Genomic DNA, 12,043 nt, shown 5'->3' with positions numbered 1-12,043 from the left:
ATGAACGCTATTTTTTGTTCAAAAGAGAGGAGTGGAACCACTAATAGCGGGTTAACTATTGGAGAGTTTAGGGAGACTATGGCAGCGTTTGCCTGGCAAAGGCAGCGTGGTCGCCATGATTGGCGACCCAGCGTTTTCGTAGGGTGCACATTTATGCGCACCGGCTAAATCAGCTTAAAAACTCTGCCAATCCGCATCATTCACCACCGCAACGCGCGAGGGTTTAACGAATGAAGCCGTACGCACCACAGCCTGCTTTTGCTGAACTTCGCCAGCCGCCGCGACATGGAATTTACCCACCAGCTGATTCAAATTCCCGGCCTGTTCCTGCAGCGATTGCGAAGCGGCAGAGGCTTCTTGCACCAGCGCGGCGTTCTGCTGCGTAACGTCGTCCATCTGATTCACCGCTTGCTGCACCTGCACGATGCCCTGACTCTGCTCGACAGCGGCAGCGGCAATCTCTTCCACCAGTTGGCTTACCTGATGAATGGCATCGTTCATCACGCTCATATTACGGCCTACGTCGCTGGCCTGCGCAGCACCGGCTTCGGTCAGACGATGTGACTCTTCGATCAGCGTTTTGATTTCGCGCGCGGCGGTGGTTGAACGTTGCGACAAGTTGCGCACTTCACCGGCGACTACGGCGAAGCCTTTGCCGTGTTCACCGGCACGTGCGGCTTCAACGGCGGCGTTCAGCGCCAGAATGTTGGTTTGGAAGGCGATGCCTTCAATGATCGAGACGATTTCCGTAACTTTGCGCGAGCTACCACGAATGTTATCCATGGTTGAAAGCATGGTGGTCAGTGATGTGCTGCTCTTCTCCGACAATCCGCTGGCGTTAGCGGCAAGCTGACTGGCCTGGCGCGTGTTATCAGCGGTTTGACGCACGGTTTCACTCAGCTCGGTCATGCTGGCCGCGGTTTGCTCCAGCGATGCCGCCTGTTGCTCGGTGCGTGATGAGAGATCTTCATTGCCCGCGGAAATCTGTACCGATGCGCTGCTCACTGATTGTGACGCCTGACGCACCGAGGAGAGCGCGCCTGATACGCGATCCATCAGGACGTTAAACGAGTGCGCCATGTTGCCCACTTCATCACGACGGCTCTCATCTGCTTTCAGCGTCAAATCGAGGTTTTCGCTGGCAGTCATCATCACTTTGCCCGCAGCAGACAAGCTGCGACGGATACGCAATACGGTGAACAGCGACAGCACGCCAAAAATCAGCACGGTGGCGATAACGCCGGTGATGGTCGTCCATAACACCGAGTGGAACGTGCTGCGGTTGGTGGCGCGCAGTTCATCGCCAATGGCGATATTCAGCTGCAGCTGTTTTTGATAATCGCTAATCAGCTGGCGAATGGCGGCTCCGATACCGGTTTGTCCATCAATCAGATTGAGGCTGATATCATTTTGATGCGCACGCGAGGCGGTGATAAATGGCGCCAGTGCGGCGGTGACGTGCTGAATATTGGCATAAGCGACTTCGGTTAAGCGCTTATCTTCATCGCTGGAGATATCGTGCGCCATGTAGTAATCGGTCTGCGCCTTCAAATCCGCCAGCTGTTTCTGGATCTCGTCCTCAATAGCCGGCATTTTGCTGTCGTCGGTCTGGCTTTTGTGTTTGTAGAGCGTTAACGCCAACTGGTTACTGCCATCAATCAGTTTCCCCAGATCTTTGATCGAGGGAATCGCATTGGCCTGTACATATTCAAAGCGATCCTGAAAACCAGAGAGTAAGGAAATGGCGAGTATCGCTTGCAGGATGATGGCGCCAAACAGTATGGAAAAGGTGGCAAACAGACGTTGAGAGATGTTCATTTTATTATCCTTAATCTTAAAGCGTCCCGGCAAAAGCCGCGTAGGGAAGAGGGCAGATTAATAACCATCGGCAGATTGAGGAAATTAGTTAATTTTTTTATTCAGGGTTTAAGTCTTCAACTGGTTATCACGCTAATTTTTAACATTTTTGCCGGATACCAGCGCTGTATTGCATTGAATAAGTAAAGGACTACAAAACTCCGCGCTCCCTCCGATATTGCCTTACAGACCCGCTCTCTATCATTTCGGAAATCGTGAAAGTTTCTGAACTTAGAGAGAGTAAAGTCCCATGAATAAAATATTCCGCGTGATTTGGCATGCTGCAACGCAGCGTTATGTGGTGGCCTCTGAGCTGGCCAAAGGCAAAGTTAAATCCCAATCTTCGGGTAATGCGATGGGCAGTGCAGCGCGGAAAACAGCGGTGCTCTCTGGCCTGGCGATGGCTGTCGCTGTCACATTACCTGTCAGCAACGTATTCGCCGCGGCGATTATCGCCAACGGTGCAATCTTAAACTACGACGGACAGGATATCGTCTCGACCGCAAACAACAGTGAAAGCGGGCGCGGCTTGAGCGCATCGAATAAGGGTTCGATCACCTTTACCAACGGTTCGCTGACCACCAGCGGCACCGCCGGTGTGGGTGCGATGGCAAATACGGGCGCAACCATCACGCTGAAGAACACTGAAATTAAGACCTCGGGGTCCTCTGCGCAGGGCATGATGTCGCAAAACAACAGCAACATTAATGCGGATGGCGTCCATATCAACACCAGCGGCTCATCGAGCTACGGTGTACATGTTGTTGATGGCTCAGCCACGCTCAGCAATAGTTCAATTACATCATCGGCCTATGGTCTGGTTTCGCAAGGTTCTAATGGCAATATTAATCTTAGCGACACCATTGCCAGCACTTCAGGTGAACGCGGTCATTCTGCCTACGCATCAAGAGGCGGAAAAATCACCATCGATGGCAGCACACTCGCAACTTCCGGACATCTGGCATTAGGTGCCTATGCGACAGGAGCTGGAAGTCAAATAGATATTACTAACAGCAAAATAAGCACGACTGGGTCTTCTTCAGAAGCGGTAATGGCGCAGAACGGTGGCACGGTCAATTTAACCAACACAACCATTTTTACCGACCGAATTAACTCTTATGGATTACGTGCTAGCGGCAGCGGAGCGGTAGTGAATTATGATAACGGCACAATTACTACCTCCGGACCCACCACTTCCGTTCAGGCACTAAATGCGGGCAGTGAAGTAAACATTCGTAACGCGACGATAAATACCTCAGCTCTGGGTCTTGCAGCAACATCAGGCACAGTAACAGCGTTTAATACCGTTATTAATAATAATGGCCTTGAGGCGCCTGATACGATGGTGACCAACGATTTGACGAGCTTAGGAGCCGCAGTGGCAGCCCGTTATACTGGTGGATTAGCCAGCTTGAAGAATGTCCAGGTCAACAGTACACGTGGAAATTTACTCGGCGTTCGCGTTAGCGAAGGCGCCCTGGTTGAATTGGATAATGTTGAATTCAACCACGTTAGTAATGCTGATGGGTTGGCTGTTCTTAAGGGTGGAACGCTGAGGGGCGACCGTGTCAGCGTGAATATCGCGGGTCAGGATGGCGCAGCTTTGTCTTCGGGTATCTGGATGGGGATGCGTGATGGTGACAACCGCGTCGATTTAACCAATTCACAGATCACGCTCACCGGCGCGAACAGTGCGGGTATGCTGTTCCAGTCTGATGCGGTCAGCAACAACACCGTGTCGCTGAGCAACAGCGCGGTTACTGCGAGTGAAGGTAGTGCAATGGTGGTTTCCGGCACTGCCGATACCAAAGTCACCACTTCCGGCACCGCATTAACCGGCGCGACGCTGTTATCCGCAGGCATTGGCAATAGCGGCACGGTGAGCAATGTGACATTGACCGGTGATAACGGCTCAGTATTTAACGGTGATGTCATCATCGATCGCGCCAACACCGCGACTAACATCATCAACCTCGATAACAACTCCGTCTGGAGTGGTGCGACCAGCTCACTGGAAAATCTGAACCTGGCGAATGGCAGCCAGTGGAATGTTACGTCGAGCTCTGCGGTGGATAATCTGACGCTGAATAACGCCACGCTGAATATGACCGCGCCCGGCACCGGCTTTAGCCAGGTGACCTTGAGCAGCCTGAACAGCACCAACGGTACCATCGACTTCAAAACCCATCTGATGGATGACCACTCAGAGACCGATCATCTGCACATCACCGGTGATTACAACGGTAACAGCAACGTGGTGGTGCAGAACGCCGGCGGCACCGGCGCGCAAACCATCGATGGTATCGAGCTGATTCGCGTCGATGGCAACGTAAACGGTACGTTCACCCAGCAGGGCCGTATTGTGGCCGGTGCTTACGATTATCATCTGGTGCAGGATGCCAATAAATGGGTACTGGAGAGCAACAGCAACAACGTGGCACCGGGCAATCCAGGCAGCAATCCGGTTAATCCTGGCGATCCTGACAACGGCTCCGGCACGCCAGGCGATGATACCGGCACGCCAGGCAGTGGCTCAGGTAATGCGGGCGATGTGGGCAAGCCGGTTAAAGGCTTCCCGATTACGCGTCCGGAAGCGGGCAGTTATGCGGCTAACCTTGCTGCGGCGAATACCTTATTTACCACCTCGCTGGATGATCGTCTGGGTGAGACCCACTACATTGGCGCAGACGGTAAGAAACACGCCACCAGCTTGTGGTTGCGTAACGCAGGTGGACACACGCGCTTCAGCGATAGTTCCGGCCAGCTGAAATCCACCGGTAACCGTTATGTGATGCAGTTAGGCGGCGATATCGCCCAGTGGAGCAGTAATGGTGCGGACCGCTTCCATCTGGGTGTCATGGGCGGCTACGCTAATGCGCAAAGTAACACACACTCCAACGTGACGGGTTACACCGCAAAAGGTCAGGTGCACGGTTACAGCACGGGCGTTTACGCGACCTGGTTGCAGGACAACGCTGACAAGACCGGAGCTTATGTAGACAGCTGGATGCTCTACAACTGGTTTGATAACAGCGTGAAAGGTGATGGCATCGCGGAAGAGAGCTACAAATCGAGAGGCATCACCGCGTCAGTGGAAGCCGGTTACAGCTTCAAAGTCGCGGAGATGAGCGAGCGTTCCAGCGTCTATCTGCAGCCGAAGGCGCAGACGACCTGGATGGGCGTGAAAGCGAAGGATCATCAAGAGCAAAACGGCACGCGCGTGGTGGGTGAAGGCGACAACAACCTGCAAACGCGTCTGGGTGTTCGCGCTTACATCAAAGGCCACAATGCCATTGATGATGGTAAAAACCGCACCTTCGAGCCGTTTATCGAAGCCAACTGGGTGCACAACACCGAAACCTTTGGCAGCAGCATGAATGGCATCAGCGTGCAGCAAGCCGGAGCGCGTAACCTCGGTGAAGTGAAAGTGGGTGTCGATGCGAAGCTGAATAAAACCGTTAATCTTTGGGGCAATATGGGTCAGCAGATGGGGGATAAGGGTTACAGCGATACCAGCGCGATGGTGGGCGTGAAAGTTAATTTCTGATAACACAAATCGCGCCGCTACGAATGCATGCATGCTTCTGTAGCGGCGCAGTTTATTGCGCAAATTTATATAATTACGGCCTGCGGAACAGCGCCATACTGCGGCCTTCCAGCTCGAAATCCTTCTCCTTGGTAATCACTAACCCTTTCTCAACGCTGTCAGACGTCGAAAGCTCCAGCACCCAGCCGCCTTCACCAAACTGTGGAATACTGAACGGCACATTGCCTTCATACGGATTAAACAGCATCAACACGTCATGCCAGATGCCTTCCTCCGGCTCTAAATCCGGGCGACCGAGATACACCCCGAGCGTGGTGCCATCGTCCCATTGATCATCCTGCTGGAAGCCGCCACCGGCGTTAAACCATTTGATTTCCATACCATCGCGCCAGCTTTCACGCCGCAGCAGCGGTTGTTGAGCGCGTAACGCCAGAATATGTCGGGTAAAGTCGCGCAGCGCATCAGCAGAAGGCGGCAGGTTTTCCCAATGCAGCCAGGAAATTTCGCTGTCCTGGCAGTAGCCGTTATTGTTGCCGAGTTGACTGCGACCAAACTCATCACCCGCCAGCAACATCGGCGTGCCGTGCGAGAACAGCAGCGTGGCGAGGAAGTTGCGTTTCTGCCGCTCACGTACCGCGTTGATGCCTTCATCGTCCGTCGGGCCTTCCGCACCGTAATTGTACGAACGGTTCTCGTTATGGCCGTCATTATTATCTTCACCGTTGGCTTCGTTGTGTTTCTCGTTGTACGAAACCAAATCGTTGAGCGTGAAGCCATCATGCGCGGTAAGGAAGTTAATGCTGGACCAGGGACGGCGACCGCGCTGATCGTAGAGATCGCCAGAACCGAGCAGGCGCGCGGCGAAGTCATTAGTGACCATGTCACCTTTCCAATACTCACGCACCGTATCGCGATACTTATCGTTCCACTCCGCCCAGCCCGGCGGGAAGCCGCCAACCTGATAACCGCCCGGCCCGATATCCCACGGCTCACCGATCAGTTTCAGTTTGGACAACACTGGGTCCTGCATGATGGCATCGAAGAAGCCACTACGCTGGTCAAAGCCTTCTGGTTCACGGCCCAGCACGGTGCCGAGATCGAAACGGAAGCCATCAACATGCATGGATTCGGCCCAATAACGCAGCGAATCGAGAATCATCTGCAGCACGCGCGGATGCGACGTATTCACGGTGTTACCGGTGCCGGTGTCATTGATGTAGTAGCGATGCTGATCCGGCAGCGTGCGGTAATAAGAGTAGTTATCAATGCCTTTAAACGACAACGTGGGGCCGAGTTCATTGCCTTCGGCGGTGTGGTTGTAAACCACGTCGAGGATCACTTCGAGGCCAGCATCGTGGAAGGCGCGCACCATATCGCGGAAGCCCTGAATCCCGCGCGGACCAAAATAGCGCGTGGCCGGGGCGAAGAACGCCAGCGTGTTGTAACCCCAGAAGTTTTTCAGACCGCGATCCAGCAGATGCTGATCGTCCGGGAAACCGTGCACCGGCAGCAGCTCCACGGTGGTTACGCCCAGGCTTTTGATGTAATCGATCGAAGCCTGATTGCTTAGACCGTCGTAAGTGCCGCGCATCTCTTCGGGCACCGCCGGATTAAGCTGGCTAAAACCTTTAACGTGGGCTTCATAAATGACCGTTTTCGACCACGGAATATTCGGTCGATTAGCATCCTGCCAGTCAAATTCATTGGGATCGATGACCACACATTTGGGCGTAAACGGTGCGCTGTCGCGGGTATCGAAACTCAAATCCTTATCTTCATGCAGCAGATCATACGCGAAATGCGACTCGTCCCACTGCAATTCGCCCGCCAGTTCGCGTGCGTAAGGGTCGAGCAACAGTTTGTTAGGGTTAAAGCGATGGCCATTTTCCGGCTCGTACGGGCCGTGTACGCGATAGCCATAGAGCGCGCCGGGCTGCAAGCCGGGAATGTAGCCGTGCCACACTTCATGGGTGTATTCCGGTAAATCGAAGCGGGCGATTTCGTTTTCGCCGCTCTCATCGTACAAACACAGCTCAACTCGCTCAGCGCAGGCCGAAAACAGCGCAAAGTTCACGCCCTGGCCATCATAGTTAGCGCCAAGCACTTGTCCCGAACCTGCTGTAATTTCTAGAGGCTTACTTGTCATCCATTATTCTCCACACAGATTAATCGGGTAATGCATCAGCTGCTCAGCAGCACTAACGGCGCACTTGAGGCCGCCTCATCCAGCGCGATGTAATCGCCAATCGTCACGGTTTCGCCACTCCATAAGTTGCGATAGTGACGATGGGCGAGTGACTCGGGCAGTACCACTTCGGTTTGCGTCCACTGCGCGTTGTCAAAACTCAGGCGCGGCAGAATGACCAGCAGCGCGTGGTTACTGTCCTGACGCGCAAAGGCGATGACTTTCTCCTGATGTTCACCGCTGACGTCCAGCGGCTGATAATCGCCCACACGGAACAGCTGCGGATAATCGCGACGCAGATGCAGAAGGCGTGCAATCACCTGTTGTTTCAGTTTGCCGCTCAGCCAGTTTTGCGCGTCGTTGAAGTCGGGCGAAGAAGACTCTTCCAGTTGCTGCTCCAGCAGCGCGAAGTCCGGCGTGCGGCGGTTGTCGGGATCGACCAGGCTGAAATCCAGCGCTTCGCTACCCTGATAGATATCCGGTACGCCCGGCGCGGTGAGTTTAATTACCGTTTGCGTCAGGCTGTTGATTAATCCGGCCTGAATAAACGGTTGCAACGCGTGGCTGAAATCGCTGAGGAACAACTGATTGGCCGGTGAAAGCAGATGACGCGCGTAATCCAGCACCGCTTTTTCGTAGGCTTCGTTGCTCTCTGCCCAGTCGGTACGCAGTTTGGCTTCGCGTAACGCTTTTTCGACAAAAGGAATAAAGCGCTCTTCGAGTTGGCTGGCATCCTGCGGCTGCAAGGTGGTCGGCCACACGCCGGCTAACGCCTGATACAGCATCCATTCCACTGCCGGTTCCGGCGCGGCGCCATCGTCCAGTTCCACCACCTGCGCCTGATTAATCTGCCGCCAGCGCGCTACGTGTTCCGCCCACAGCGCGGGGGCTTCGCTTAGCGTATACAGCCGCGCACGCGCATCTTCACCACGCTTGGTGTCGTGGGTTGAGGTGGAAGAGATGCCATCGGGCTGCTGTTGCAGCCGCGTTTGCATCTCGCTGTGGAAATGCGCCAGCGAGAAGGCGTGCGGCAGCGGTTCTGCTCCCACTTCATTGATGGCTAACGCGACGTGATTGCGGAAGAACAGCGTGTCTTCCACCGATTTCGCCATCAGCGGTCCGGTCAGCTGCTGGAAGCGCATGCGGAATTCGTGCGCGTCTTTTTCGCTCTCTTCGGAAACCGCGCCCAGCAGCATCGCCTGCAGCAAACTCAACACCGTCGGTGACGCGCTGTTTTTCACCGTTTCCAGCACCTGTTGCAGCAGCTCTTCGCCTTCGAGCCGCATGCCGTCCTGCTGGCCGTAGGTGCGATACACCGGGAAGGCGATGAGGATTTCGCGCAGTGCGACGTGCAGTTCCGCTTCGCCAAGGTTGCGATGTTCGGAACCGGCAATCTGCGTCGCCAGCTTAAGCAGACGCGCAAACTCACCGGCGAAATTGCGGTCAACCATCAATTCACGCGCCACGCGCAGTCCGCCTTCAACGTCGTTGCGTTGTCCGGTGGTGGCTTCATAGGCGAGATGCAGCGTGTCGATCTGCGAATCATCCACCAGCGCGTGCGACAGCGCGGCAATAAATTCGTAGCCGGTGGTGCCGGAAATCGGCCAATCGTCAGGGATCTTTTCCCCTTCGGCGAGGATCTTTTCTACCGTGATATAGCAATCCGGGCCGGTGGCCTGGCGCAGCTGGTGCAAATAGCCTTGTGGATCGGCAAGGCCATCAACGTGATCGACGCGCAGGCCGCTGACCGCACCGGAGCGCACCAGTTCAAGAATCAGCCGGTGGGAATCGGCAAACACCGCTTCATCTTCAACGCGCAAGCCGACCAGACCGGTGATCTCAAAGAAGCGTCGATAAGAGAGCTCGCTGCGTGCATCGCGCCAGCTCATCAAACGCCACGGCTGCTGCTCATGCAGTTCAGCAATCGCTTTGGCTTCAGTCATCGCCAGCACCTCATCGGCGCGATCCTGCCAGCTGGCGGGCGTCAGCGGGTAAAAGCTGTCGTAGTACGCCAGCGCGGGATGGCCAGTTTGCGGATGCGCTTTAATGCTCAGCTCACCGTTTTCCAGCACGTTCTCGAAGCTGTCGCCGAGAAACGGCAGCGTCAGGCGGCGCGTCCAGTCGATATCAAAATGATTGGCATAGCGGCTGCTCTCGCCATACTCGATCACATCACGCCACCAGGCATTCTCCAGCGAGGCCGCCATATGGTTCGGCACGATGTCGAGAATCAAGCCAATCTCCGCGTCCTGCAACGCCTCAACCAGACGATTAAAGCCGTCGCGGCCGCCAATCGCCGGTTCGATCTCATTGGCATCGATGACGTCGTAACCGTGGGTGGATTCGGCGGTGGCGCTAAATATCGGCGACGCGTAAAGATGGCTGATGCCAAGGCGTTGCAGATAGGGCACCAGCGCCGCGGCGCGATCAAACGTCATGCCGTTGCGAAACTGAATGCGATACGTCGCGGTTGGAATACTCATTTTGTTGCTCCCTGATCCAAACGCACCACGATGGCGTGTTGTGATAATGCTTCAGTTTCTTGCGGCCAGGCGAAAATCGTGCGACCTGGCGTGGCGGGTAAAGGTTGCGTCTGCTTGCCGATATTCAGCGCCAGCGACAGTTCGCCCTGTGGGAAATGCCAGCTGACGGCCACAAAGCCTTCAGCGGTGGCGAGCACTTTGCCGCTGTTGCCGCCCGCATCGGCCAGCAGCGGCACGATATATTGCTGACGCAGCGCCAGCAGCTCGCGCGTGAGCGCCAGCCAGCTCTGGCCTTCAGGCGTTTGTAACTTATCCCAGTCAAGTTTTGAGCGGGTAAAGGTCTGCTCGGCGTTAGGATCCGGCACCTCTTCGTCATGCCCGGCGTGCCCGGTGAACTCCTTCGCGCGTCCTTCACGCACCGCTTTGGCCAGATCGCCGTGGAAATCGGTGAAGAACAGAAAGGGATTCGTTTCGCCATACTCTTCGCCCATAAATAGCAGCGGAATATGCGGCGACAGCAACAGCGTCGCCAGCAACACTTTGGTGCGATCGCTGCCCGCCAGGCTGATCAAACGATCGCCCTGCGCGCGGTTACCCACCTGATCATGGTTCTGGATGAAATCAACAAACGCCACCGGCGGCTGGCTGGCGCTCGGCACGCCGCGCCGCTGCCCACTCTGCGGTGAAAGTTCGCCCTGATAAGCAAAGCCTTCAGTCAGCACGCGCGCCACCAGCTTCTCCGGCACGTCGGCGAAATCTTCGTAATAGGCGTGAGTTTCACCGGTTGCAAACACGTGCACCGCGTTGTGGAAATCATCGTTCCACTCGCCGGTAAACAGCGGTGCGTTGCCCTGTTTGTCACGCGGATGCAGGAAGATAACGTTGCGGCAATCTTCGGTGGTGAGATGAATAGGGCGCTCGGGAATTTCCTGACGGATGCGTTCGGCAATCTCAATCAGCGCATGCTTACTGGAGCTGTCTTCAATCTGGTCAATGGCATCAAAACGCAGGCCATCAAGATTAAATTCCTGCAGCCAGTAGAGCGGTGCTTCGACAATGTAGCGCCGCACAGCATCGACATCATATGCAATGCCTGCGCCCCACGGCGTCATGCGTTCCTGGTGGAAAAACGCCGGCGCCAGCAGCGGCAGGTAATTGCCTTCCGGGCCAAAGTGGTTGAGCACGATATCCAGCACTACCGACAAACCGTGCGCGTGCGCGGCATCGATAAAGGCTTTGAAATCATCTGGCGATCCGTAAGCCGCATGCGGAGCGTAGAGCAGCACGCCGTCGTAGCCCCAACCGCGATTGCCACCAAACTGCGACACCGGCAGCACTTCCAGCTGCGTGATGCCTAATTCGGCCAGCCACGGCAATTTAGCTATCGCCGCCTGGAAAGTGCCTTCGGGCGTGAAGGTACCGATGTGCATTTCATACACCACCGTTTCATGCCACGGACGACCTTGCCATTCGGTGTGCTGCCAGCGATAGCTTTGCGGATCGACCACCAGTGAAGGGCCGTTAACATCAGCCTTTTGCGCACGCGCGGCGGGATCCGGCACCACCGTGCCATCGTCCAGCACAAAGTTATACTCTGCACCGGGCGCCACGCCGCTGACTTGCAGCTCAAACCAACCGTCGCCTGCGTCGAGCATGGCGGTGTCGTTATCGGCAAGTCTTAAGGTGATGTGCTGCTGCCCTGGTGCCCAAACACGAAAACGGACGCTGTCATCAGCAAGAATCTCAGCGCCCCAGGATTTTTCAAATGATCTGAATTCCATTCAATTGCCTCGTTTAGCCCACGCAGGGGCAATGGACGACATCAAGCGATTCGCTACTGGCTGAAAACGATAAATAATTTGGGATGAAAGTTAGGTCGGACAACAAATCATAGTCGATATTTTGGCGTTTTCTGGCGCGCGCGAGAGGATTTCAGGCGGGTTTAAGAAATTATCGAATAAGCGGGGGATT

The 12,043-nt window shown here is 55.3% G+C and carries 5 protein-coding genes; 1 reads left to right on the top strand and 4 read right to left on the bottom strand.

The genetic code is table 11. The features are described 5' to 3' along the window. Positions 1–174: 174 nt before the first annotated feature. Complete coding sequence (locus ACVLVH_RS02775; protein ID WP_110867172.1) at positions 175–1,818, bottom strand: methyl-accepting chemotaxis protein; 1,644 nt, start codon at positions 1,816–1,818, stop codon at positions 175–177. Positions 1,819–2,107: 289 nt separating this feature from the next. Between ACVLVH_RS02775 and ACVLVH_RS02770 the strand changes: the two genes are divergently transcribed. Further along, complete coding sequence (locus ACVLVH_RS02770; RefSeq protein ID WP_498948663.1) at positions 2,108–5,404, top strand: autotransporter outer membrane beta-barrel domain-containing protein; 3,297 nt, start codon at positions 2,108–2,110, stop codon at positions 5,402–5,404. A gap of 73 nt (positions 5,405–5,477) precedes the next feature. Here the strand turns inward: ACVLVH_RS02770 and glgX are convergent, their stop codons facing one another. Genes glgX through treZ form a run of 3 tightly spaced genes read right to left on the bottom strand, consistent with a single transcriptional unit; the run spans position 5,478 to position 11,853 of the window. Continuing rightward, positions 5,478–7,550 carry a glycogen debranching protein GlgX gene (glgX, locus tag ACVLVH_RS02765; RefSeq protein WP_192412792.1) on the bottom strand — a complete coding sequence of 691 codons (2,073 nt, stop codon included), beginning with the start codon at positions 7,548–7,550 and terminating at the stop codon, positions 5,478–5,480. A 35-nt stretch (positions 7,551–7,585) separates the two neighbouring features. Further along, entirely contained in the window at positions 7,586–10,072 is a 2,487-nt protein-coding gene (gene treY, locus ACVLVH_RS02760) for a malto-oligosyltrehalose synthase (RefSeq protein ID WP_498948661.1), read from the bottom strand. Next, a complete protein-coding gene (gene treZ / locus ACVLVH_RS02755; protein WP_137387021.1) occupies positions 10,069–11,853 on the bottom strand; it encodes a malto-oligosyltrehalose trehalohydrolase in 1,785 nt (594 codons plus the stop codon). Before treZ ends, treY begins: the two co-directional genes overlap by 4 nt. Between the last annotated feature and the right edge of the window lie 190 nt (positions 11,854–12,043).

Source organism: Kluyvera sp. 1366, assembly GCF_054823405.1.
This window is presented reverse-complemented; position numbering and strand designations above follow the sequence as displayed.